The organism is Blautia sp. MCC270 (assembly GCF_018785605.1).
In the GTDB taxonomy this organism is placed as follows: Bacteria; Bacillota; Clostridia; order Lachnospirales; family Lachnospiraceae; genus Blautia_A; species Blautia_A fusiformis.
In genome coordinates, this window is record NZ_WQQD01000007.1 from 37407 (window position 1) to 62585 (window position 25179).

27 protein-coding genes and 1 tRNA gene are annotated in these 25179 nt (G+C 43.8%); 5 read left to right on the forward strand and 23 right to left on the reverse strand.

Going from position 1 to position 25179, the window contains the following annotated elements; genetic code table 11:
• Positions 1-133 precede the first annotated feature (133 nt).
• From GPK58_RS02650 to GPK58_RS02665, 4 genes are all read right to left on the reverse strand, one after another.
• On the reverse strand, positions 134-2587 hold the full coding sequence (locus GPK58_RS02650) for a C39 family peptidase (RefSeq protein WP_215638146.1): 2454 nt from the start codon (positions 2585-2587) through the stop codon (positions 134-136).
• 1 nt (position 2588) lies between these two features.
• On the reverse strand, positions 2589-3758 hold the full coding sequence (locus GPK58_RS02655) for a class I SAM-dependent methyltransferase (protein WP_015525637.1): 1170 nt from the start codon (positions 3756-3758) through the stop codon (positions 2589-2591).
• A gap of 113 nt (positions 3759-3871) precedes the next feature.
• Positions 3872-4252: a hypothetical protein gene (locus GPK58_RS02660; RefSeq protein WP_021652849.1), complete on the reverse strand. Its 381-nt coding sequence runs from the start codon at positions 4250-4252 to the stop codon at positions 3872-3874.
• A gap of 78 nt (positions 4253-4330) precedes the next feature.
• Positions 4331-5032 (reverse strand): 5'-methylthioadenosine/adenosylhomocysteine nucleosidase, encoded by a 702-nt coding sequence (locus GPK58_RS02665; protein ID WP_015525635.1) that lies wholly within the window; start codon positions 5030-5032, stop codon positions 4331-4333.
• A gap of 174 nt (positions 5033-5206) precedes the next feature.
• Here GPK58_RS02665 and GPK58_RS02670 point away from each other — a divergent pair, with 174 nt between their 5' ends.
• On the forward strand, positions 5207-5455 hold the full coding sequence (locus GPK58_RS02670) for a TIGR03905 family TSCPD domain-containing protein (RefSeq protein ID WP_015525634.1): 249 nt from the start codon (positions 5207-5209) through the stop codon (positions 5453-5455).
• A 117-nt stretch (positions 5456-5572) separates the two neighbouring features.
• Here GPK58_RS02670 and GPK58_RS02675 read toward each other — a convergent pair whose 3' ends face one another.
• The 3 genes from GPK58_RS02675 to GPK58_RS02685 form a co-directional block, all read right to left on the reverse strand.
• Positions 5573-7189, reverse strand: a complete 1617-nt coding sequence (locus tag GPK58_RS02675; RefSeq protein ID WP_173732618.1) for an MBL fold metallo-hydrolase RNA specificity domain-containing protein — start codon at positions 7187-7189, stop codon at positions 5573-5575.
• A 345-nt stretch (positions 7190-7534) separates the two neighbouring features.
• Positions 7535-8014 carry a DUF6147 family protein gene (locus tag GPK58_RS02680; protein WP_252195746.1) on the reverse strand — a complete coding sequence of 160 codons (480 nt, stop codon included), beginning with the start codon at positions 8012-8014 and terminating at the stop codon, positions 7535-7537.
• A gap of 66 nt (positions 8015-8080) precedes the next feature.
• Positions 8081-8920: a DUF4367 domain-containing protein gene (locus GPK58_RS02685; RefSeq protein ID WP_215638147.1), complete on the reverse strand. Its 840-nt coding sequence runs from the start codon at positions 8918-8920 to the stop codon at positions 8081-8083.
• Between the two features lie 92 nt (positions 8921-9012).
• Here GPK58_RS02685 and GPK58_RS02690 point away from each other — a divergent pair, with 92 nt between their 5' ends.
• Positions 9013-10080 (forward strand): undecaprenyldiphospho-muramoylpentapeptide beta-N-acetylglucosaminyltransferase, encoded by a 1068-nt coding sequence (locus GPK58_RS02690; RefSeq protein WP_092072263.1) that lies wholly within the window; start codon positions 9013-9015, stop codon positions 10078-10080.
• Between the two features lie 64 nt (positions 10081-10144).
• Here the strand turns inward: GPK58_RS02690 and GPK58_RS02695 are convergent, their stop codons facing one another.
• Both GPK58_RS02695 and GPK58_RS02700 read right to left on the reverse strand, forming a co-directional pair.
• Positions 10145-10672, reverse strand: coding sequence for an RNA polymerase sigma factor (locus tag GPK58_RS02695; RefSeq protein ID WP_144093376.1), 528 nt, complete (start codon positions 10670-10672; stop codon positions 10145-10147).
• A gap of 23 nt (positions 10673-10695) precedes the next feature.
• Positions 10696-11100 carry an HIT family protein gene (locus GPK58_RS02700; RefSeq protein WP_015525628.1) on the reverse strand — a complete coding sequence of 135 codons (405 nt, stop codon included), beginning with the start codon at positions 11098-11100 and terminating at the stop codon, positions 10696-10698.
• Positions 11101-11230: 130 nt separating this feature from the next.
• On the opposite strand from GPK58_RS02700, the gene GPK58_RS02705 reads away from it, so the two are divergent.
• Positions 11231-11905 (forward strand): two-component system sensor histidine kinase NtrB, encoded by a 675-nt coding sequence (locus GPK58_RS02705; protein ID WP_161209126.1) that lies wholly within the window; start codon positions 11231-11233, stop codon positions 11903-11905.
• Here the strand turns inward: GPK58_RS02705 and GPK58_RS02710 are convergent.
• The 14 genes from GPK58_RS02710 to GPK58_RS02775 all read right to left on the reverse strand — a co-directional run bounded on the left by GPK58_RS02710 (position 11872) and on the right by GPK58_RS02775 (position 23547).
• Positions 11872-12474: a rhomboid family intramembrane serine protease gene (locus GPK58_RS02710; protein WP_114001496.1), complete on the reverse strand. Its 603-nt coding sequence runs from the start codon at positions 12472-12474 to the stop codon at positions 11872-11874. The genes GPK58_RS02705 and GPK58_RS02710 overlap by 34 nt on opposite strands.
• Before the next feature lie 157 nt (positions 12475-12631).
• Positions 12632-14062 (reverse strand): DUF6382 domain-containing protein, encoded by a 1431-nt coding sequence (locus GPK58_RS02715; RefSeq protein WP_215638148.1) that lies wholly within the window; start codon positions 14060-14062, stop codon positions 12632-12634.
• Position 14063: 1 nt separating this feature from the next.
• Entirely contained in the window at positions 14064-14495 is a 432-nt protein-coding gene (locus tag GPK58_RS02720) for a TadE family protein (protein WP_021652838.1), read from the reverse strand.
• On the reverse strand, positions 14492-14908 hold the full coding sequence (locus GPK58_RS02725) for a prepilin peptidase (protein WP_215638149.1): 417 nt from the start codon (positions 14906-14908) through the stop codon (positions 14492-14494). Before GPK58_RS02725 ends, GPK58_RS02720 begins: the two co-directional genes overlap by 4 nt.
• An 11-nt stretch (positions 14909-14919) precedes the next feature.
• Positions 14920-15519: a hypothetical protein gene (locus tag GPK58_RS02730; RefSeq protein ID WP_244093112.1), complete on the reverse strand. Its 600-nt coding sequence runs from the start codon at positions 15517-15519 to the stop codon at positions 14920-14922.
• Positions 15520-15714: 195 nt separating this feature from the next.
• The gene (locus tag GPK58_RS02735) at positions 15715-17208 is read right to left on the reverse strand and encodes a DUF5702 domain-containing protein (RefSeq protein ID WP_252195747.1); all 1494 of its coding nucleotides are present in this window, start codon (positions 17206-17208) and stop codon (positions 15715-15717) included.
• Between the two features lie 59 nt (positions 17209-17267).
• Positions 17268-17438, reverse strand: a complete 171-nt coding sequence (locus tag GPK58_RS02740) for a Flp1 family type IVb pilin (RefSeq protein WP_044962312.1) — start codon at positions 17436-17438, stop codon at positions 17268-17270.
• 44 nt (positions 17439-17482) lie between these two features.
• The gene (locus tag GPK58_RS02745; protein ID WP_021652833.1) at positions 17483-18508 is read right to left on the reverse strand and encodes a type II secretion system F family protein; all 1026 of its coding nucleotides are present in this window, start codon (positions 18506-18508) and stop codon (positions 17483-17485) included.
• Positions 18509-18517: 9 nt separating this feature from the next.
• Positions 18518-19300 (reverse strand): type II secretion system F family protein, encoded by a 783-nt coding sequence (locus GPK58_RS02750; protein WP_215638150.1) that lies wholly within the window; start codon positions 19298-19300, stop codon positions 18518-18520.
• The gene (locus GPK58_RS02755; protein ID WP_092071684.1) at positions 19297-20487 is read right to left on the reverse strand and encodes a CpaF family protein; all 1191 of its coding nucleotides are present in this window, start codon (positions 20485-20487) and stop codon (positions 19297-19299) included. Before GPK58_RS02755 ends, GPK58_RS02750 begins: the two co-directional genes overlap by 4 nt.
• A complete protein-coding gene (locus GPK58_RS02760) occupies positions 20484-21497 on the reverse strand; it encodes a hypothetical protein (protein WP_021652830.1) in 1014 nt (337 codons plus the stop codon). Before GPK58_RS02760 ends, GPK58_RS02755 begins: the two co-directional genes overlap by 4 nt.
• The gene (locus GPK58_RS02765; RefSeq protein WP_114001499.1) at positions 21494-22006 is read right to left on the reverse strand and encodes a prepilin peptidase; all 513 of its coding nucleotides are present in this window, start codon (positions 22004-22006) and stop codon (positions 21494-21496) included. The genes GPK58_RS02760 and GPK58_RS02765 overlap by 4 nt, the downstream gene beginning before the upstream one ends.
• Positions 22007-22241: 235 nt before the next feature.
• Positions 22242-23396 (reverse strand): N-acetylglucosamine-6-phosphate deacetylase, encoded by a 1155-nt coding sequence (gene nagA, locus GPK58_RS02770; protein WP_215638151.1) that lies wholly within the window; start codon positions 23394-23396, stop codon positions 22242-22244.
• A 79-nt stretch (positions 23397-23475) separates the two neighbouring features.
• A tRNA-Glu gene (locus GPK58_RS02775) sits at positions 23476-23547 on the reverse strand.
• Between the two features lie 513 nt (positions 23548-24060).
• Here GPK58_RS02775 and GPK58_RS02780 point away from each other — a divergent pair.
• Both GPK58_RS02780 and GPK58_RS02785 read left to right on the forward strand, forming a co-directional pair.
• A complete protein-coding gene (locus tag GPK58_RS02780) occupies positions 24061-24825 on the forward strand; it encodes a GNAT family N-acetyltransferase (protein ID WP_015525590.1) in 765 nt (254 codons plus the stop codon).
• A 127-nt stretch (positions 24826-24952) separates the two neighbouring features.
• A complete protein-coding gene (locus tag GPK58_RS02785) occupies positions 24953-25153 on the forward strand; it encodes a hypothetical protein (RefSeq protein WP_021652824.1) in 201 nt (66 codons plus the stop codon).
• Positions 25154-25179 lie beyond the last annotated feature (26 nt).

The window sequence follows — 25179 nt, forward strand, 5'->3', positions numbered from 1 at the left end:
TTCCCCTTTCCTGTCGCGCTTTTCCCGGAAAACAGGAACTTTTTTCCTGTTTTCCGATTTATGCCAAACGGGAACTCCCGTCTTGCCATCCTGCTGTAACCCCATGGCCTTCATCCGGCCTGCTCTGTAAGCATCACTCTATGACGTTTTCTATATAGGTGAGAAATACATTTCCGGCACTCTCAAACAGCGCTGTACTGTCATTCATTCCATACGGGCTGATCTGCCCTGTTGCCGGATCATAAAGATAGGTATTATATTCATCATAGCCTACGATCACCACACTGGAATTTTCTCCTGTCTTGGCGATCACCGGTCTCTGGGCACTGACCTCATAAAGAACATTGTCAAGAGTGCAGCCGGTCAGATCGATCACCGTTCCCATATCACCAAGGCTATCCTGAAGTTCTTTTTTCTTCCAGTTGGCTGTACGTATACTTTCCGGTACATCCTCTATATTCATCTGGAGCTTTGTTTTTTTGTTTCCACGTTCCCAGACATACTGCTGCGCACGGTTAAGTACCACTCCAGTCTGCGCATCCGCGCGTTTCACAGCTGCAGCCGGATCGGTATAGATACGGTCAAGAGAACCATATGCATAAACATAATAAAGTTCTCCCTGTGGAACGGTAGTATCCAATGTTACCGATGAGTCTTCAGTACTCTCGATCTTGGAACAAACAAGCAGCGGACTGTCTGTCTCCGGTTTCTGAGTCATGGTCAGGCGGATCAGCGTTCCTGCACGGTTTGTAGTGATCAATGCTACATCTATCTGGCTTCCGGATGCTTTTTTGTTATTCATGATATTGTCCTTTTTCTGGACTGTATAAGCATTCCCCGATTTTGCAGAAAGTTCAAACTCCATCATGGTACTGCCAACCGTTACGTTGGTGATATAAAGGCCATCCTGACGATACTCTTTTTTCACCTTTCCTTTAAAGCTTTCAATGCGGAAGGTACTGATTCCCTCTGTTTCATGTCCGTTGGCATCCGTAAGAATATCTTCATCGGAAAGGATCCCATATACCAGATCTTCATTCATAAATCCCAGAGCTCTCAGATTTTTTCTGCTTTCCGGCGAAATATCTCTTGTTTTCAGAGAATCAAATTCAATTTCCCGGATCTTCCCTGCATCATCTCCGGATTCGATCAGCCATGCTGCATGTGCCTTGGTATCTGACACAACAAAATGGTTCTGTTTGATTCCTTCTTCCAGAACCTGTGAGGTTCCTGTCTCAATATCTACCTGATACAGCTTCTGTGCAAACAGCAGAAACAGCTGATTGTTTTTGTTTACATAAGTGAGTGTTCCAAGATCTTCCTTCAGGAACTCGTAGGATTCTGTACTTGGTATGAATACTTTTTCTTCCACCACATTACGGTCGCTGTTGTAGTGATAAACACAGACACCGCTGTATCCCTCGTGAACACCACGGTTCATGTAACCGTACAATACAAAGTCCACATCCCCGTTATCTGCCACTCGGATGATCTTGATATCATGTTCGTTGCGCACATATCTGGAATCGTTATCTTCCTCTTTGCGGAAGCTGAAGATCCTTGTGATCTTTCCGCTGGACGGTGCATAAGACCAGAGATCCCCATCCTGCTCAAAAGCAACGATCTTTCCACTGCTGTCTGAAGCATAGGTGACATTCTTGTCACGGACACCCAGAAGCAGGCCTGCATCGGAAACTACCTTCTGAGACGGATCAAATACCTTCGTTGCAGAACGTTTAAAATCCAGCAGCATGATCCTTGTTTCTGTATAACGCATACGGTAAAATTCCGTAACATCATAAATTTCGGTTTTACCCTCATCATCCTGTGCGGAAACCTGATAATCCAGCGTGATACTTGCAGTCGTTTCATTGATATCATCGATCAGCGGAACTCCTTCCATGTAGAGCTTCGGAGAAAGGGATCCCCAGCTGATATTGGAAAGTCCAGAACTGATGGAAATATTATTGTAATTCGTTCCGCCGGAAATATCCTCCGCTTCCAGATATCCGGTCAGCGTATCTGCCTGTTCCTTGTCCAGACACTTTGTGGAAAAATCCTTGACAAACTGAAGATACGCTTCTGTATTCAACTGGGTTCTGGAAACCACTCTTGTATAGTAGTAAACTTCCCCCTCACTGGTATCCAGCGTGATCTGCATGGAATACTCCTGGTTCATGCGAAGGTCACTGCCGATCTCAATCTCTGTACTTAAACAGCCGTTGTCCTCTTTCGTGAGATTCTTGATCTTACGGTTCTCCATAACCTTGCTTCCGTCTGAAGTCCGTACCTCATAAGCAAGCCCTGTTACTGTATCAGCATATGGGTTGATCTCAAAAGACACTTTTTTGGTCGTATCCAGCGGAGTAATACTTCCTCTCATGAAATCGGTCTGCATCTGCTGTTTGTATCCATACATCTTATTTGCCTGGGTACTTCCGATCTTTACCATAACCTCCGGAAGTGTGGCATCGTTCATATCTGAGCGGTTATCTGTAGACTGACTGTTCATCAGAAATGAGGTCCCGGCTACTACTGCCACAAAGATCACCAGCAGTATCACTCCCTTACGTAGGATCTTCATCATGTCATTCTCCCTTCTGTGAGGCTGACTCTTCCGGATAAAGAAGCCTATCCAGGGTAGGAGCCACATGAAGAGCCTTCATGGTATCCGAAAAACTGTCCCTGCTCTTTTTCTTTCCGGTTTTTACTGCGCGGATCAGAATATTCTTTGGTGTATGTTCCATATCGATAAATTCAAGAAGCTGGGTTTCATATCCTTTGCTTTCCAGAAGCTCAGCACGAAGACCATCTGTGATCAGAGCTGCCATTCTTTCCTTCAGGATCCCATAACGCATAACAGGCTGGAGCATTTCGTTTCGGATCTGACGATTCAGTTCATGCTGACAGCATGGAACAGACAGGATCACCTGAGCCCCCCATTCCACTGCCTTGGCCAGAGCGAAATCTGTTGCTGTATCGCAGGCATGAAGTGTCACCACCATGTCCACAGAAGAAACGCCTTCGTACCCTGCAATATCTCCCTGGTAAAAATGCAGCTTGTCATAACCATAAGATCTGGCCAATTCACTGCAATGCCGTATCACATCTTCCTTAAGATCCAGCCCTATGATGTTTACATCAAAACCCTCCAGTTCTCTGAGATAATAATACATAGCAAAAGTAAGATAGGATTTTCCGCAGCCAAAATCCAGGATCGTGATCTCTCTGTCCTTAGGAAGCTTCGGAAGGATATCCCTGATAAACTCCAGAAAGCGATTGATCTGTCTGAACTTGTCATATCTGGAAGCAACGATCTTTCCATCCTTTGTCATAACTCCCAGATCCACCAGAAACGGAGCTGCCGTTCCCTCTCTGAGAATGTACTGTTTCACCCGGTTATGAGGAGCGATCTTTATCTTCTCATTCTGTGCAGGCCCGTGTTGTTTTGTTTTGATGGTTGCTTTCCCTTTCTTGCTGATAAGGATACTTCCATCCTGACTGCGTCCGGTTGCCTGAAGCTGACGAAATTCCTCCATGGCATGCTCCAGATAAGCGATCATCTCTTCCCTGGTAAAATTCTTATGATAAACCTTCGTCCCTTCTGTCATGGACGCCTGGTAAAAAATCTGACCCTTCAGCTCCACAGGACGAAGCTTCACCTTGGAAGGTCCCTCGCCAGTCCTGCGGCCACTGACAACAGCCTGTATCAGCTGTTCATTAATCTGTTCTTCTAAAAATTCCCTTATTGTTTTCATCATACTTCCATTATATTCACTTTTTGTTTTATTGTATATGGACAGATGTTGTGCGAACCAGTTTTGGTCGCTTCTGCCAGTATCACTGTATCGTTCATGGGTAAACCGCCATTTTAATACTCAGTGCGGAAACATTTTCTGCACCTTCTCCTCCTGCATCTTCGTCTGGAAATCTCCTGATACACCAGCACTTCGATCAGATCATCCAGGAACCCTCCTGGAATCTCCTGTACACTGGTATCTCCTTCCATCTGTCCTTTCACCTGGTGACAGATGTGATAGAGCATGAAACGATCCGGATATTCATCATACAGCCGGCTTCCCTCATAATCCAAAAGCTGACACTGTGCTTCCGCTTTTTCCTGGATCCTTCGGGCTGTATCCGGATAGTATGATCTCATCAGATCAAATTCCTTTTCCTGTTCTCTCTCTTCATTATAAAAACCAGGACTTCCCTGTGTAGCATAAAACGGATAAAAATCTGGATAGATCATAACTCTTCTGCTGTCCTCTCTCTGCTATCTCTTACAGTATATGCAGAAGAAAAATGACGGTTCCCTCCAAAGTTCCGATCAGGCCATCCGTTTCAGCATTCCCTGGGTCAGACGTACGCTGTGCTCAATTGCAAGCTTTTCAAAAGCCGGATAATCCATGTTCGCACTATTATCTGCTTTATCTGAGATAGCACGGATGATCAGGAATGGAATCCCGTTAAGAGCTGCTGCCTGTCCGATCGCTGCGCCCTCCATCTCAACAGCATAGGCGCTGAATTCCTTTACAATATTATCTTTTACACCCTGATCACATACAAACTGATCTCCGGAAGCAATTCTTCCTTCAAAAACCCTGATCTCCGGATTTACTTCCTCGCATACATCATGTGCGATCTTACGAAGGCACTCATCTGCCTGGAAGGAAAACTCTTTCATCTGCGGGATCTGTCCCTTCGGATATCCGAATCCGGTTGCATCCATATCATGATGAAGAACATCTGTGGAAAGTACGATATCTCCAATATTGATATCATTGTTAAGGCTTCCTGCGATACCGGTATTGATCACCGCTTCCACCTGAAAGAGATCTGCCAGGATCTGGGTGCACATGCCAGCATTTACCTTACCGATCCCGGACTGTACCACAACTACCTTCTTTCCTTCCAGAACACCCTCATAAAAATCCATTCCGGCTCTGGTAGTAATGGATACATTCTCCATAACCTCTTTCAGTCTTGCTACTTCCTGTTCCATTGCTCCTATGATTCCAACACATTTCATGATCTGTAAATCCTCTCTTTCAATATGATATCCCGCTGAATTTCACAGTTTTTTCCGTTCAGCAGTATCTTTTTCTTTTTCTACATTGTTCATTATAACAAATTTTATTTTTTATGGAAACTTTTTTTGAGAGATGCTATAATCGATAAATAAACAGAACAGGAGGTAACCAGAATGGTTTATAAGACAAAAGGCGTCTGTGCTCAGGGAATTGAGTTCGAGATCGACGATAATAAAAAAGTTCACAATATCAAGTTTACAGGCGGATGTTCCGGAAACACACAGGGTGTTGCACAGCTTGCAGAGGGAATGGATGCAGATGAAGTGATCTCCCGTCTGGAAGGCATCCGCTGCGGATTCAAACCAACTTCATGTCCGGATCAGCTTGCAAAAGCCATCCGCCAGGCATTGAACGAAGGCTGATCTCACATAATCTTATTTTGTATATCGGATTTATCATCACCCTGCGAAAAATTTCCGCAGGGTGATTTTATGATGATTTGACAAAATAATTGTTTCAATGTTATCTTTGTTATCCGGTTAAATATCTGTTCTGTCCCACTTGTCACACAGTGACTGGATATCTCTTGCAAAACGATCCAGATCTTTATTGGGGCAGCCTTCATTCTTCCGGATCACGGACATCAGGCGACGTCCCATAGCCAGCAGCTTCTCATATGCACGGGCAGCCTTAGTTGTTTTCGGCGAAGCAGTTGCCTTTACGATCCGAACACCAACAGCCTCATGGATACACCGGTTCTCCAGAAGATCATATTCAGTTCCACTAAAGGGTGCTGTTGCATCATACCCAAGCTCTTCTTTAAGCCTCTGGGCAAAAATCTCCGTCACCGTATCATCACCATGCGTAACAAATACGTGTTTTGGTCTCGTGTCAAAGGCTTTCGCCCATTCTATAAGTCCGTTTACATCAGCATGACCGCTGATTCCCGGCATTTTGCATATTTCAGCAGCTACCTGCACAGTCTCACCAAACAACTTCAGCTCCACAGCACCTTCCAATAATGCCCGTCCCGGAGTTCCGATAGCCTGGTATCCAACAAAAAGAATGGTATTTCTGGGATTCCACAGATTGTGTTTCAGATGATGTTTGATACGACCAGCATCACACATACCACTGGCGGAAATGATCACCTTGCAGTCCTCATCAAAATTGATAGCTCTGGAATCATCGGTAGTAACGGAGGTCTTCAATCCCGGGAAGGATAACGGATTGATACCTTTATTCAAAAGATCCATTGCTTCCTCATCATAGCAGGTATATGCATTCTCACTGAAGATCGTAGTTGCCTCATTGGCAAGGGGACTGTCTACATATACCGTAAAACCATCATGGCCGTGAACCAGTCCCTGTTCTTTGATCTGTCGGATAAAATACAGCATTTCCTGAGTACGGCCTACTGCAAAGGACGGGATCACCAAACTGCCGCCTCTGTCAAAGGTCCTCTGGATGATCTCTGCCAGTATTGCCGGATAATCCGGACGTTCTCCATGACTGCGGTCTCCGTAGGTAGATTCCATCACAACATAATCTGCCTCTCGGATATATACCGGATCCCTGATCAGCGGCTGATTGATATTTCCGATATCGCCGGAAAAAACGATCTTTTCTGTTTTGTCCTCTTCCGTCATCCAGACTTCAATACTGCTGGAGCCAAGAAGATGTCCTGCATCCACAAATCTTACTTCGATTCCCTCTGCCGGTTTGATGATCTTATCATATGGGCATCTGACGAAGTTCCGGAGCACACCCATGGCATCTTCCATAGTGTATGCAGGAATAAATTCCGGTTTTCCTTCTCTCCGCCCCTTTCGGTTTCTCCACTCAGCCTCGAACATCTGGATATGTGCGCTGTCACGAAGCATGATATCGCAGAGATTACAAGTTGCCTCTGTCGCATAGATCGGCCCCTGATAGCCTTTTGCATACAAGGCCGGAAGATTTCCGGAATGATCCATGTGTGCATGTGTCAGAAGCACAAAATCCAGATCACCCGGAGCCACCGGAAGCTCCTTATTTTCATAATAATCCGGTCCCTGCTCCATTCCATAATCCACCAGAAACTTCCGTCCTGCCGCTTCCAGATAATAACAGCTTCCAGTCACCTCATGCGTAGCACCGATAAATGTTATCTTCATGCACAAGCCCCCTTTTCCGTCCCACACTCTGAAATTTCCATATCAAAACCCGAAGGCTCTCTCTGTGATATCCGATCATACAGAAATGCGGTGATATACAATTTTAAGAAGAAATAATCAACTTTCTGTTTATTAACAGTTTATTATTGTATTTATTATACACGAAATATATGATTTTTGACAGTCTTTTTGTGAAATATGTTTCTTTTTTAAAGGGGATTTTTTTAGATTTTTTGATATTATTCAGAATTTTTAGACATTCCCCAGCGAAGGTAATGTAAAGTTTACTGGATTTTTTATTTTTTTGAGTGGCATCGCTGGGGGGTGTGTTATTTTGTTGATTTATTATTTTACAAGAATACCCTTGGTTAAGGTTGTGGTTGATTCTTTACTGCCATCTTTAGCTGCGTGATAGCCTCGTACACGGTAGTAATAACCGCTTGGCACGATTACTGTAATATCTTTAACTAAATTAGTTGCATTTTTTTTTGTAAAACTCCAACTTTTATATGTTGAATAAGTACCATTAACTTTTCGTTCTAAATACATGTTTAAATAAACTATATCGCAAGAGTGATGACACTGCGTAAGACCAGAAATAATCACTTTATTGCTAGCTAATTTCTTAATACTTAAATTTCCCAAATTTAAATTATTTCCACGTAATACGCTATAGGTTGTATCTTCTGCATAATCTGCATCCGTATCGGTTTCTACTGAAAAATCATCTGATAAGTTTTCTGCCATTACAGGAATTCCCAGCAACATACAACAACAGAATACTAAAAATACCGCCATTATTGTTTTCTTTATTTTCTCTTTCATGTATCACCTTTTCACCGCTAAACTTCCATTACAATAATATTACGATATATATTCTCCATAATCGCTTTAGAAAACTATATTTTTTATAAATTTTATAAATTCCTCTTTTTGCATTTTACCTGTAATCTGATAAAATATCGATTCATCTTTCCAACATGCTACATAATTTTCATTTGTATCTGCATCATCTTTTACTTTTTCAATATTTACTGTAATATTTTCATTCTCAAGATTTACCTTATCAATTACTTTCCCATCTAAAATATAAACACTGCTTTTAGCTTCTTGATCATATCTTCCTATATATACCATTATTATATTTTCCCCATAATAATATTCCATTACTGCATATCCCGCCGAAGTACTCACATAATAATCTTTAAACTCAAAACCATCTGGACGATACATAAATTGTGGAACTTTTGCACTAATCTCTTTTTCAATATTATCTAACGCTGTCTGCTCATCTTCACATTCTTTCTCATTCGTTCTATCATTATCTACCACAATCTTCGTATCATCCCCAAACCAATACCTCACAGAATCAATAAAATAACTCCTGTTTGCCTGGCTGGTCATGCTTGCGGCGAAGATACCGGCTGAGCATACAAGTACTGCTGCCGCTACGCGAGCTGCTTTATGACTTTTCTTTTCGGGCAGATAAACGATTTTTACATTCTCTTTATGATCATCAGTTTTAATACTGTCAGTTTCGTCTTCTTTGTAAACACCATCTGCTTTCAGTTTTTCTACAAGCCTCTGATAAGCAGCCTTTGCCTCCTCTTCTGTTTCTCCATCATCAGGAATCACTCCATCTGGAAACAGGATTTTTTCCATCTCTTCGGTTTCTTTTTCATATTCTTCTGCCAACCATTTTTTCAGTTCGGCATCCCTGAAATTTTCCATTATTTTTCTCCTGTAATCCTATCTTTCCTTGACAATTCCTCCGTTAGAGTTCATATTTAATGATAGTATATGACTATTCAGGAGGAATCCAAATGAAACACATCGTACTTACCGGCGGTGGTACTGCCGGACATGTAACTCCAAATATTGCCCTGATTCCAAAGCTCAGGGAGCTTGGTTATAAGATTTCCTACATCGGTTCCTACGAAGGAATCGAAAAAAAACTGATCGAAGAACTTGGAATCCCATATTATGGAATCTCATCCGGAAAGCTGAGACGTTACTTCGATCTCAAAAACTTCTCTGACCCTTTTCGTGTACTGAAGGGATTCAGCCAGGCCAGAAAGATTCTGAAAGAACTGAAACCGGACGTTGTTTTTTCTAAAGGCGGTTTCGTTACGGTTCCCGTTGTGATCGCGGCCAAACGTTTAAAAATCCCCGCATTGATCCACGAGTCCGACATGACTCCAGGTCTTGCCAATAAACTCTGTCTCTCTTCTGCATCCAGAATCTGCTGTAATTTTCCTGAGACAGTCGCCAATCTTCCAGCTGACAAAGCAGTTCTTACAGGAACTCCGATCCGCCAGGAACTTCTTTCCGGAAATGCGGAAAACGGTCGTAAATTCTGTGGTTTCACTGCTGACAAACCGGTACTTATGGTTATCGGTGGTAGTCTGGGAGCTGCTTCTGTCAATGATAATGTCCGCAAGATCCTCCCTGAACTTCTGAAGGAATTCCAGGTTGTTCATCTCTGCGGAAAGGGAAAAACCGATGAATCTCTCAACGGTACTGCCGGATACGTCCAGTATGAATATATCCAGGACGAGCTTCCGGATCTGTTTGCCATGGCTGATATCGTGATCTCCCGCGCAGGCGCTAACGCAATCTGTGAGATCCGCGAACTTCATAAGCCAAATCTTCTGATCCCGCTTTCTGCCAAAGCCAGTCGTGGTGACCAGATCCTTAACGCTCGATCCTTCGAACGCCAGGGCTTCAGTAAAGTGCTGGAAGAAGAGGAGATTACAGAAGAAAAGCTTCTGGAAACCATCCGCCAGCTCTATACCGATCGTCAAAAATATACAGATGCTATGGCAGGAAACGGCCAGGTAGATTCCATCAGTAAGATCACTGATCTTATTGAAGAATGCGCCAGAGCCTGACTATATTTCCACAACAGCCATATGAAAACTCTGCCACTCCCTTCCGGGCTGGCAGGGTTTTCTTTTATTCGTATACTTTGCGAAATTCTTCCTGCAGCCAGCGCTTCGCTTTATATATCCTGTTATTGACACCACTTTTCGTCAGACCATATTCTTCTGCAACTGTTTCAACGGAAATCTCCAGATATTTGACCTGAATTAAGATCTCATAATTTATCGGCTGTTCCTTTCGAAATCTTCTCAGCACCATATACATAAATTCTTTCTTCTCTTTACGCAGAAATACCTCTTCCGCATCGACCGAATTCTGTTCTTCCAGAAATGCCGCAACTTCTTCCTGACAGACAAACTCATGCTTGGAGCTTGATTTCTTTATATAATCCAAAGCCTTATTCATAGATGCCCTCTTGATCAGAGAAAACATCATCTTTTCATTATCAATATTCAGGCCATCCTTTATAGTATACATTTTGTAAAGTACATCCTGACTGACATCATCAGCAGTACTCCAGTCATGGAGAACCCCATACGCATACCCTCTGGATATTTTTCGGTATTTAAGATAAAACTCTTCAAATGTCTGATTATTCATTTTTCCTCTTTAGTGGCTATTTGTCATTCTTTAATTTTCTTTAAGATTTCATCTCTCACCTCATCGCTGAGTTCTCCGGGTTTCCAGGTTAAACCAACACCATCTCCCTCATATCTCGGAATCAGATGCATGTGAAAATGAAACACAGTCTGTCCTGCGATCTCTCCATTGTTCTGCACAACATTAAATCCATCACAGTTCAGTGCATCTCTCAGCTTTCCTGCCATTTTTTTAGCCAGGATCATTGCTTTTCCAGCAGTCTCATCCGGAAGTTCATAAATATTCGCTGCATGCTTTTTCGGCAGGATCAATGAGTGTCCTTTGCTTGCCGGTCCCAGATCCAGAATCACGCGAAATTCCTCATCCTCATAAAGTGTTGCTGATGGAATCTCTCCATTTGCGATTTTACAAAATATGCAATCTCCCATTATTTTGTCCTCCTTGTTTGCAAAATTATTTTATCTATATTCTTATTTTGTCGTATTTTCTCGAATTTTTCAATACTGTTCTTGTTGATATTTGAAATTTCTGATGTTAATATTTTTTCGAGGTGATAATATGTGCAACGATACTACAGTCAGTAAATTGAAAAACGATTTTCATTATACACTTTCAAAATTTTCACATGAACTCCGGAATCCTCTGACTCTTATTAACAGCGGACTCCAGATGATCGCATCTGCACATCCTGATGTCAAAGAATATGAGCACTGGGATGATGTTATGGATAATCTTGATTATGTAAAAGAACTTCTTGATGAACTTTCTGCATTTAATAATGCAGGCCATGTCAAAAGAGAAAACATTGACACCTGCAGCTACCTCCGAACGATCCTTTCCTCCATAAAACCTACTCTGGATTATCTGGAGATCACACTTGAAACAGATATTCCGGATTCATTGCCATCGATGGCTCTTGACCGGATCCGTGTCCGGCAGATGCTTCTGAATCTTCTGAAAAACGCATGGGAAGCCGTTCCTATTCCCGGAGGAAAGATTTCTTTTTCTGTCATTCCGGAAAATTCCGGCATCCGCATTGATATCCGGGATAACGGATGTGGAATCTCAAAGGAACAGCAGGCTACGATATTTCAGCCATTTTTTACAACCAAAGAATCCGGGACCGGCCTTGGCCTTGCTGTTTCAAAACAGATCGCTCAGGCACACAGTGGAGACATCACGCTTGAGAGCGCTCCCGGTCAGGGAACTGTTTTCCATATTTTTCTGGGATGATAAAGAATTACAGCGATCAGGAAACCACTCAACAAACCGCCTATATGCGCTACGTTATCCACGCCTTCACTTGCAAATCCGAAATACAGTGAAAATGCGGCCATGATCAGCATCTGTCTGACAGTCAGATCCGCCACTCTTCCTCTGTGCCGTATGATCACATAGATCATACCGCCCATGACTGCAAAAACAGCTCCGGAAGCTCCTGCAGATAAAGAAGCGTTTCCTGCATACATATCAAAAAACAAAGAGAGCATATTTCCGCCCAGACCACCAAATATATAGATCAGAAAAAATTTTATCTTTCCTGTTACCGGTTCCAGCCTCTGGCCAAGCACAAACAGAACCAGCATATTATTGATCAGATGCGGCGCACCAAAATGCAGAAACATACTGCTAAACAGCCGATACCACTGTCCCTGTTCCAGGATCAGCGGTGCATAAGCAGCACCGCATTCCAGCATATGCTGCCCGTTCTCCGAACCGCCGGTAAATTCCACCACAAGAAAGATCAGCGTATTTATGAGGATCAGTAAAACTGTCACAGGTTCTTTTTTTATTTCTTCCAATTCCGGCCTCTTTCCACAGCGGTTCCGGAAATATTCCCCATAACTCGCTGTTATAATCTGAAAATTTAAATTTATTTCATTATTTTAACAGATTTTCATCAGGCGGACAACCTACGGCCCTATATTAATACGATACAAAACCGGATTTTTCGCTCTGTTATTTCAAAAAAATATAACGGGCCTGTGCAAAATCAACTTCATCCTCATCCTCCAGCAAGTAATCTTCTCCTGTTTTCAGAAGCTGTCCATTTACAGAAGTCCCATTTCTGGAGTTCAGATCTGCCAGATAATATGCCCCCTCCCTTTTTCGGATCTTGGCATGGATTCTGCTGACAGTTGGTATATTGATCACTGCATCCGCCGCAGTTTCCAGTTTTCCGATCACTGTGATATCTCTTTCCAGATAAATGGTAGCCAATTCCCCCGGTTCCCGGCTCACCAATGTAGCAGGACCTTTGGATGCACCTGCAGAAAGAACTACCGTTTCACCAAATCCATCTAAAAAATCTTCCGCTTTTGTCGGAATATTTTTTTTGATCTGTTCCAGTTCTTTTCTGCTGTCATCGGCATTGCACCCGGACAGCGCACCAGATTCTTTCTGATCTTCAGCATATACAGCTACCTCTTTTTCCGCCGCACCATATTTCTGTTCAGGCACCGGCGTATCCAGTTTTTTCTTTTTTCCACAGACTTTTTTGATCAGAATATAGCTCAGCATCCCCAGTATCATTGCTGCAAGAATTCCCAGAAGAAAAATTTCTTTGCTTATTCTTGGAATATATCCGCCGGCCATTCCTGCCGTAATTCCTAGAAGAAGCACCAATGCTGCACCAAATCCAGCCACTGGCTTCCATATTTTGTTTGTTTTCCGCTTCTGTGAGTCCGCTGAAGATTTTTTCTGTTTTTCATTTCCGGACACACTGGCTCTTTCCCAGCCTTCCACCTGCCACAGATCCTCTGCTTTTTCCTCCTCTGTCATCCTGTTTTCTTCCTGGACCACTGTTTTCTTTTTTTCATATGGAGAAAAATCTTCCTCGTCGCTGTTACATATTTTATATAACTCTTCCTTGATGTATTCCAGATGAAAGCTGTCCTCCAGTGCACGTCTGTATACATTATATCCCAGCATAACCGCTTTTCCGTCTTCATGATCCAGCTTTGGAAGGATATACTCCGCAAGACTCTGAAACTGTTTCTGTATTTCCCCATGAAATCCCGGAAGATAACAAAATCGGACACTTTTTCTTTCCGCATCCAGATAGATATATTCCGGTTCCAGGATCAGCTGACAGGGATTCAAAAGATACTCGGACATTTCTTCCATGATCTGTATAAAGCCTCCCAGTATCACCTGAAGCGACTCCAGATCCATCTTTTTTTCCTCAAAAAGCGCAGTCATGGAATGCCTGGAAGTTATATCATAATACACCATGAATTTTCCGTCGATTCCCTGTATCCGACACTGAAGAAGATCAGGCACAGCATTGGCCACGATCATCCTTACCTGGTAAGAATCTGTATCGATTCTCTCATCTCCTGTCAGGATCAGATAATTATGATTCATATCTCTTTTATATTCCGTTCTCATTTTATGGCGTCACCTCTCCCAGCATATCCACAGTTCCTTTTACCTTGCGGATCCATCCCACAGGCCGCAGAGGCTTTGCCTTACCACTGACTTCCAGTTTCCATTTCTGCCCCAGGAACCCGGCAGGTACTTCCAGTCTGTAAGTTACTTTCACAGTTTTTCCTGCATTTGTCTGCATGCTCAGATTCTCTCCTCCCGGAAGCCCGATATCTCCCAGCATTCTTCCCTGTATATCCGCCTTTTCATATATGTTCCCTTTCTTTTTATATCCTTCCATACTGCCGCTGACTGCTGCCTCATAAGCTGCCGCAGTGAGATATGCTCTGTCATGTACAAAAAAATCCAGATACAGCACTCCGATCAGTATCATAAGCACCAGAGGCATGAGCAATGCAGCTTCTATTGTAAAGCTCCCCTTTTTTATTTTTCTCACAAAAATATCCCTCCCAAATATCCGATCAACAGAAACGGTACAAAAGGAATTTCCTCACTTCGACTCTTTTTTAGCATAAGATACTCAATGCCTGAGTAGATTCCGCACAACAATAATGCCCCACAGAGGATCCCTGCCAGTTCTCCGGCTCCCAACACAGAGCCCATTGTCAGTATCAGCAATCCGTCTCCAAATCCGACCATTCCTCCGCTGATCAAAGCGATCAAAATTATAAATACTCCGATTCCCATGGAAATAATCCCTGCCGGCCAGAGAAGCCCCTGCCTGATCCGCCACAGGATCCCGCCTGCCAGAAAAATAAAAAGCACCGGTAAACAGATTTCTTTTTTTCGGATATCTGTCCATGTATTAATTCCAAGAAGTACAGTCATGCAAATTTTTACACTGCTCATGATCTCTCCCTTCAGCCACATCGCCCGCAGGCACTCATTTCACCGGAAACCTCAGTTTCTTTCACCATCCGTACAGATCGTTTCAATGCGCTGCAGCTTTCCCTGTTATGAAAACGGTTACTCTTTTTTGTGATATATACCACTCCGGCCGGTTCCTGCCCACGACTGCACAGCTCACAGGCCTGATACTTTTCTCCATATGCATTTTTTAAAGCTTTAACCGAAGAGCCTGATATCTGCTGAACAGACAGATTCAGATAACTGCACCCCAATTTTCTGTGATACACACTTCCTGATTCTGTCACATACACCATAGGCTGGCTCTCCACTGTATCCTTTCCATTTTCGTATACCACACCATTCCACGTATGGACCTTTATCGTATTGTGAAACCATATTTTAGGAAGCGGGATCAGACCGCCTATGGGCTGATAGGAATATACGTCCGGCAATGTGATCGTTTCTGTACCTGAACCGCCGGCACCATACGCATACATACCTGCTTCCTTTGCTTTCTGGCACAAGCCGGTCAGATGCTCCGTCTGTACCTTATAAATATCCATAAAAGAAAGCAGCGTGAGCACTCCGAAAAAAAACAGCGGCAAAGCCATCGCAGTCTCCAGAGTGAGACTTGCTTTTTTCAGAAAGGTGCACAGGGATACTTTTCCAGAAAGCGTTTTCCGGCTTATCGGGGAAAGCAGGAAAAAAGCTCTTCGAGAGCGCCTTTCTCTTTTTTGATCCAGTCTGTTTATCTGATTTTTATCTTCTTTTTCTTTCTGAAAAAGCATCCCTGTACACCTCTCTTTCTATTCATACATATACTGACGCGTAACTGTAAATATTTTCCGTCTGTTTGCTTTTACATCTGCAGACGCTTCCATGGCAGTGATGCAGTGATCCATCCGAAAACCTGGTCTTTTTCCCTTTTCACGTACAGAGCACTCGATCATGTCCATTCCTCTCAGAACTTTATCCTGTTTTCCTTTCGCCATAAGCAGAACCTGAAGATAATCCTCATAAGACATTCCATTCCCTGCATCCTTTCTCGAAGAATCCAGTTTGTCCAGGATATTGGGCAGATTACTCAAAGACAGCTGCCAGTCTGAGGAGTTTTTTATAAGAGGTACATGTCCTCCTGCAAAAAGTTCCCGGACATCCAGAATACTCTCCGCAAATGCCCAGCAAAAGATCAGTGCCGCTTCGATCACTGCTGCCGCCGGTGGGATCAGAAAACCTGATGCAATCGCCAGCGCCAGTGTTTCGACCTGTATCCGTTTTCCACCATCTGAAAGCAGATACGCCATGTTAACCCCCTGACGGATCACCAGAAGTTTTCCTGCCACGGACTTCAGATTTTCCCGATCACTGTTCTTCCCTCCAAGAATATATTCCACCTGATAATTCAACCCCGCCGCTGCGGGTCTTCGATAATTTCCCAGTTTCTTTAGCAGATACTGTCCAAACAATATTCCGGACGTATACGAATTATCGGATCGTATATCCGTATCCAACATTAGTCCTGTCTGGAGCTTTCTTCCGGATGTAAGGCTTTTTCTGTCTGTAACCGCATCCGATATTCCCCGTTCGGATGGTACTACCAGATCAAGAAGTCCCATTTTACGGACTCTTCTGATGATCGGAATAGGATTTTCCACGCTTTCATCAACACCACCGGTAAAATCATCCCCATTTCCTGCATCCGAAAAATCTCCCTGTTTTTTTTGTTGTTCCTGTTCTTTTTTTGCTTCTTCGCTCTTCTGCGCGGCGTCCGTAATAGCAGAATCATAGGAATCCAACGTTCCTTTATTTTCTGCCTGTTCTCCTTTTTTCTCTGCATCCTCTGTCTTCTTTTCCTGATCCTTCAGTTTTCCGAGAAGAGTCTGTACCCCCTGGCTTCCCAGAGTTTCACGCATATACTGAACAGCCTGCTGGTAAAAAATCTCGCCTTTTCCGTCGCTCAGAAGCTGATAACCATTGAATCCGCCCTGAAGAAGCTCCAGTTTCTGACTGTTCTGTTTCAATACAGGTTTCATATAAGTCTGAAAATCATCATATACAGAAGCCATATCCAGTTCTTCTTTTCCACCTGCATACAGTGCAAACAGCTCATAATCTTCCAAAAGCGTTCGGTCATACTGTCCAAATAAGGAATATAAGCCAATATCCATACTGTTAAGTATCTGTGTCCTGGCAGCTGCCATGCGTACAGATTCAATGCTGGCACACACAAGAGAAAGAACCAGGCTCAAGATCAGAGCCAGAAAGATCGTAATGCTGCCTTTTTTCACATTTCCTGCCAAGGGGTACCTCTCCTTTCCAAAACGGAAATATCAGCAGATATCACCGTTTTTTCTCATTTTCAGATCGTGTTGCTTTGTTTTGTGATTTTTGTAAGGATTTTTTTAACAAGTGCTGTAAGCTGTTCCTTAAAGATGATGACCAGACTGATCAGAACCACCAGAATCAGGATGATCTCCACAACACCCACCGCATCCTCTTCCATCGCAAATTCTTTTACATACTTCCACATATTTTCATTTGTCACCTCACATTTCCTTTCTCTGTTCTCCAGTCCTACCCTCCGTAAAAGGAAAGGCATGCCGGAAGCATGATCACCGCCATCACCACCAGGAGCATCAAGACCATCGGAAGAAGCAGTTTTGTTGCTGCTGTATCTCCCAGCACTCTTGCTTTTCTTTTTCGCTCCTCCCAGGCTTCCACGGATTCCTTTTCCAGCAGATCGGCCAGATACCTGCTTCCTTTCTGGAGGTTCTGGATCAGTAGTGTTGACAGAGTTTTATACTTTACCTGTCCGCACCGTTCTCCAAATCTCCGGTAAGCCTCTGCTTCGGAAATCCCACTGTCCATCTCATAACAGGCTACTCGGATTTCTTCGTAAGCCTCACGTTTTTTACCATCTTCTCTCTTTCCGTAATCCAGTGCTATTTTCTGGAACGCTTTTCTGGCAGTTAAGCCTGCCTGCACCAGAAGGGTAAATTTCATGATCAGTCCTGGGTAATCCATCAGCATCTGTTCTCTTCTTTTTATCTGAGCATTCTGTTCTTCCCGTTTTTTTGCAATGACAGCTGCTGCCGCTGCTGCCAGACCAAGAGCTGAAAGCAGGTTTCCTGTTTTGTCTTTTGGCTGCTCCCATTCAAGATGTTTTCCATTCCATTCATCTGGAAGATAATAGTACTGCGGATCGTTTTTTTTCTGATTATATTGTACGATCATGTCCTGCAGCTCTTTCTCGCGCTGCTGTTCTTCGCTAAGTTCTGTTTCCGGTTCTTCTTCGGATCCTTCTGTTTCTTTTTCCGGCACCTGCACATACAGGGAACCGGCTTCTTCTCCGTCTACAGATACTTTGAATTTCTCTTCATAAGCACCTGTCTCCTCTTTTTCCATACGGTATCCGGATGAATAAACCTTATCTCCGCCACTTTGAAATGTCAGGAGCATACCGATGATATTTCCGGTAAGCGCTATCCGTATAAACAGTTTCTTTTCTTCCGGATTTCCGGCTTCCGGAGGCAGCCGCCCCATTTTTCCTGCCAGAAACACCCCAAGGATCACCATAAATATCAAAATATGTATCCACATTATCCTCACCTACACTTCTATGTCTACAATCTTCACACCCAGCCAGTAAGACAAGCCATAGATCACCATGCAAACTGTCATGGCACAGATTCCGAAAGGATTCCCATAAAGTACATCCAAAAATCCCGGCGAAGTCAGTTTCAGATAGCAGATGATACCGGCCGGCATGATACTCATAACCATCTGTTCCGATTTCTTTGCGGCCAGCGTTGCCTCGATCTCTTTTTTTACCTCGATCTTATCACTAAGCATTCTGGCTACTTTCTGGATCACCTGCGTCATATCCCCGCCTGTTCTTTTTGCTGTATAAAATACTGCTGCGAAATTTTCAATATCTTCCACTCCGCTGCGTTTTCCCAGATCCAGGAACAGCTCTTCCACCGGAACACTCAGACGCAGCTGGCTTTCGATATACCGAAATTCATCCAGGATATCACTTCCCTTTTCATAAAGTCTCCCCAGATCCTTTACACTGGCACGCACCGCATTCTCCGCGGAATAGCCGGCCTGTACCGCCACATTCATGGCCGTCAGAGCATCCCGGAACTGGTAATTCAGCTCCCTCTGCTGCCGTGCAGTGCATTTTTTCCTCTGCATTTTCAGAAAAAGCACTGGTATTGGAAGCATAAACAGCAACACAGGAAGGCTCTGATAAAACAGATAGTCGGCTGCAACGCATACGGCAGCTCCCTCCAGAAGATACTTTGCGGTCTCCTTCCCCGTAAAATGATACATCCTGTAATCTTTCCTCGTAGATCTCCATTTCTGATTCTTTCCTTTCCGCTCTTTCATAGTCTGATTCCTGCCCGTTTCATTTTTTCACAATGCAAAAGTTCTCCGGTTTTTACAAGTCCCTTTCCTTCTTCCCAGCGATACAGCGGCCTGGTCTGGATCTCTCCGTTTTCAAATCCACATACTTCTGTGATTTCCAGCAGCTTTCTGCTTTTATCCCGCATACGCCCGAGATGTACCAGAATGTCTACCCCGGAAGCGATCTGCCTTCGGATTGCTTCCAGGGGAAGATCGATCCCCATCAATGTCATCGTTTCAATTCGGGAAAGCATATCCTGACTGCTGTTTGCATGAAGTGTTGAAAGGCTTCCATCATGTCCCGTATTCAGGCTCTGCAGCATATCCACTGCCTCTCCTCCACGGACTTCCCCTACAATTATCCTATCCGGTCTCATTCGAAGGGCTGACCGGATCAGATCTCGGATCGTTACTGACACCGCGCCCGCCATATTGGCCATTTTTGCCTCCAGACATACCAGGTTATCAATTCCCCGGATCTTAAGCTCCGCATTATCTTCAATGGTGATCAGGCGCTCATCTTTTGGAATATATTCTGTAACAGCTCCAAGGAATGTTGTTTTTCCACTGCCTGTACCTCCACCGATCACAATAGAATATCTTGCCTGAACAAGTTTTTTTAAAAACTGTGCACATTCTTCGGTGATGCTTCCAAAAGCGATCAGTTTTTCCATTGTGATAGGATCATCCGGAAAACGACGGATCGTCAGGATCGGACCATTCAGAGCAACCGGATAAACCACTGCATTCACACGTGCTCCGTTTTCCAGCCTTGCATCTACAATGGGCATGGACTCGTTGACAACCCGGTTACAGCGCCCTACGATCTGCTGGATCACATCCTCCAGCTTCTCTTCTGACGTGAAGACCTTATTCCATCTGGTCAGTTTTCCTCCACGTTCCACAAAAATATGATCCGGACCATTTACCATGATCTCCGTAACACTTTCATCATCGATCAGTTCCTGCAGAACATCCAGCTTGCGCACAGAACAGAACAGCTCCTGTCTGAGCTCTACTTTCTCCTTCAGTGAAAGAAACAGTTCCCTTGCCTGAGTTAATATCAGTTCATCGATCACCCCCAGGATCTCATCATCGGACAGCTCTCTGGAAACATCCAGCTGTTCCATGAGCAGATCATACATTTCCCGGAATTTTTCTCTGTTCATGACCGCTCCTTTCTCAAAAGCTCACGGATATAATCTCCCAGTTCACTCCAGACCAGCTGTTCTACGTAAGCGTCAGAAGAGATCCTATCCATATGAAAGGGCAGATGCACCTTTTCTGTTTTTTCCAGGATCTTTTCTTTATTCCAGATACGCAGAAGATTTTCGAATTGTGTCACCTTACAGACAGAAAGTGTGTCATTCAAAACCGGCATATAGATTTTTCTGCACATTTCCAGAAGCCGGAAATCCTCATCTCCATTTTCTCCCATATCCAGGATCAGCACTTCATAGGAACTGTGAAGTACGATCTCCTGCAACAGCCGCTCCCAGTCTTCCCAGTCCACGGTCCGGATATCTGAAGGTGTTCTTACAGGCGGTATAAAATCCAGATTGTTTACTGTCTGGATCATTCCGTTCATTCTATGAATCAGGTTTTCATTTCCCTGGCGAACATAATAAAACAGATCACTCAGATTAGCCGGAAATTTTTTCCCAAGAAGTTCTTCAAAACCAGAATAGGATTCCAGATTCAGATAAAGAACGGCACGTTCTTTCGCCAGTATCTGTCCCAACGCAAGTGCAAAGGATGTCTTCAGACATCTGCCAAGAGGAGAAAAAACACCGATGATCTCCATTGTCTTTTTCAACACAGGAAAAGTTACCGGATCAAGAGACTTCTCTTCTCCATAGCAGGCCATCACCTCCCTTATCACATCTGAGGAAGATTGATATTTATACACACTTGAATACTGATCCAGCTCCGGAGGATGCACACCCTCTGAAAGAATGATGATCTTTCCGATACCAAGGTCACGGACTTCTTTTCGCATTGCTTTATCGGAAATCAGCAGCAACTCAATATGATTTTCTTTTCCGTAGGCAATGAGACTTTCCGCCGTGGTAAATGCCTGGATCTCAAACGGAAGATTCTTTTTCTGGTTCAGATAATCCATAAAATTGAAAGCATAATCCACCTCCAGATCACAGACTGCAAATATGTTTTTCTTCAATACACACCTCCTGCATAAAGCACCGCACTCAAAAATATGGGTACCGTAAAATGAAAGTTCTCCGGAAAGCTCATCCCCTTTCTGTAATAAGGACGTATCTCACCGGTACAGTAAAACTCATTCATATACTGATATAAATAAAGGAATCGTCGGCGGATACCGCCTGTAGAAATAAGAATTGCCAGAGAAATGCCTGCACCTGCAAGCAGAGAATAAACAATACATTCCATAACTGTCCGCGGCCCCATGATCCCGCCAAGTGCGCACAGAAGCTTGATATCTCCGGCGCCGATCATATGGAATATAAAAAGGATTCCCAAAAGAAGCACCGGCACGGCCACTCCTGCCAGAAAGATCACTCCACCTTTCGGCCCGTTTTCTGTGATCTGGATCAGGAAACCGATCATAAAAGAAAAAAGGATCCATCCATTGTCTACAGATGCATCTTTAAAATCCATCCAGACCGCCATCGCAGATATCACCACGGATAATTCTCCATAAAGAAACATACACGCCCCCTTTCCTTCTTAAAATATATGTTTATTCAGTTATGATAAAAATGGGATTTCCCGCCTGACCTGGCGGTGATCGATACCAGAAGATCTCTGGTGAAATTAATTATAGAATTTCAGGAGCATTTTGTCCAGCATTTTCGTTCGACAAATTCTGACACGAATTTTGCTGTCATCTGCTCCTGAAATTCTTTTTATCTTTTTATTTTTTATCGCTTTATCTTCTATGAGCTTATCGGATCTTTACTCCGTCCTTGATCACTGCTTTCAGTTCCAGATCACGATCCAGCAGTACCACATGAGCCTTTTTACCTGCTTCCAGAGATCCGTACTGTTCTTCCACCCCAAGGCTTCTGGCCGGATTTATAGTCGCGCAGGCCACGGCTGTTTCCAGCGGAAGATCCATCTTTTTAACAACTGTACGCATACAATCCATCAGATTTGTGGCAGATCCTGCGATCGCACCGTCAGATACCAGCGTGGCAAGTCTTCCCACAACCTTAACATCCAGTCCGCCCAGTGTATACTGGCCGTCCGGCATACCGGTAGCTCTCATACTGTCGCTGATCAGGATCATCCTGTCAGCTCCCATCATCTGAAAGGTAGATCGAACAACAGACGGATGGATATGGATCCCGTCACAGATGATCTCTGCCATAACATCCTTATTATCAAAAACAGCCCCTACGACACCTGGTGCACGATGCGTAAACGCAGGCATTGCGTTATACAGATGGACTGCATGGTTTGCCCCTGCTCTGCATGCTTCCATTGCTGTATCGTAATCTGCATTGGTATGTGCCAGAGAAACATTGACCCTTTCATGAACTTCCCGGATAAATTCTGCTGCATGCTCACTTTCTTCAGGTGCAATCCCTATAAATTTTACCAGACCTTCCGAGGCCTTTAAAAAACGGTCACAGATTTCCACATTACATGGCAGGATATTCCTCGCGTCCTGTGCCCCTTTTTTCGCCGGGCTGATAAAAGGCCCTTCCATATTGATCCCCAGAAAATCCGCCTTACGGCAGTCCTTTGTTTCTTTTTTATATTCTGCAGCTGTATGGAGGATCTGCTCCAGTTCCTCTACCGGTAAAGTCATAGTAGCCGGTGCAATCGCTGTAACTCCTACCGATGCCTCATATTCCGCGATCCTTCCGATCGCAGCCTTGTCTCCGTCGCAGAAATCATCTCCTTTGCATCCATGAAAATGCAGATCGATCAGTCCCGGAATGGCGTAGCAGCCTTTTCCGTCCAGAACATCCCCGTTAAGCTGCGGCGCATCCTTTTCTTCATAAACCTGTCGGATCTTATCCCCATCCAGGATAATCCCGCCTTTTACAAATGCTTTGTCCGATGTAAAAACATACACATTATCAATGATCATAGTAAAACCTCCCAAAATCCCCATTTGTGATCATAAACAAAAAAGCAACCAGAAACATGTTCTGATTGCTTTCAGTTAATAGCCAGTACGGGAATCGAACCCGTGTTTCCGCCGTGAGAGGGCGGCGTCTTAGCCCCTTGACCAACTGGCCATATTCTTTTGTTTCTGTCGTTTGATTTCGTTTTTTGTTGTTTCCCTCAACCGACTTCGTTAGTATATAACACTTTCTTTCAAAATGCAAGTACTTTTTTTAATTTTTTAAAAAAATTTTCATGTTTTTCACGTTTATTCGTTTTTTACCCATTTTCCGGTATTTCGTACGCTTGACCACTGCTGGTGTAAGTGCTACTATCAAAGCACCAATACGAAAATAATCGACTGCGGATAATGATCCGCCCGGTATAACAGAAAGAAGGAATTGTTTTTCCATGGCCACGCTGCTACGCTTCCTGGGCTCCCCTTCTTTCACAGATGTCCATGCATATTAAAAAGATCAGTCAGGATCATGGCGCCGTTTTTCTCCCGCTGCAGAACGATCTGGATCAGGAAGCTGCACGGTCCGGGCCTGCATCAATAACTTCTGACGGTATCCATCTCACACCACAGGGGCATCGGATCCTGGCAGATAAACTTTATAAATTGATCATATCAGAAAGGTAATACTATGGAAACAACGATCAAAAAAATCGAAGATATGTCACTGAACGCATGGCCTTCCCATAAAATGGAACTTTATGACGGATGGATCTTACGTTTTTCTTATTTCTATACGCACAGGACCAACAGTGTGGAACAGTTCGGAACCTCCACACTTCCATGGCGCGAAAAAATCCCCTACTGCGAACAGGTCTATAAGCGTCTGGGAACTCCTGCGATCTTTAAGATCAGCCCCCTTGTATCCCCGGATTTTGACTATATGCTGGAAAACAGGGGCTATTCCGTTCAGCACATAACAAATGTTATGACTGTAGACCTGGACAATGCCGTTCTGGATGCGTCTGTCACCGATGTGCTTTTTTCCAATGAAATTCCTGATTTCTGGATCCACAGCCTTTTTGACTTGAAAAGAACTACAAATCCGATCCATCGAAGTGTCGTTCCTTCCATGTACCGTGCCATTCTTAAGGAAACTGTCTGCGCTTCCATAACAAAAAACGGCGAGATCATTGCCACAGGTCTTGGAATCCTGGATCGCGACTACATCGGTATCTATGCCATTCATGTGCGTGAAGATTATCGCCGCAGAGGATATGCCCGTCAGATCTGTACCGGTCTTCTCAATGAGGGCAAAAAAAGAGGCGCCAGCCACGCTTATCTTCAGGTGGTAAAAAACAATACTTCCGCAGAAAAGCTTTACAGCTCTCTTGGATTTCAGTATTCCTATACCTACTGGTTCCGTGTTCAGCCTGTAGGAACACGTTTTCAGTAAATGCATGGATTTTCCGTAAATCCCTGTAGAAATCAAAAAATCTTTTTGCTATAATACCCTTAATATGTATAAAATCTTTCCTGCCTTCATATACTGATCCTTATCAATCAATAAGGAGACTGATCCGATGAACGATCCGCAGGAAAAAAACACCCAAAATCCCTATCATATTTATTACGATAATTATCTGGATACCAATGCCTGTACTGAATGCACGGGTCTGATCAACCATGGAATCGACAGCCGTGAGCAATGGGATTCTTTCCGCCAGATCTTTGACTTTATACCGGCGTCGGAAACCCATGATCTTACAGATAAACAGGACTGACCGTTATCCCGGGTCGGAGGACACAA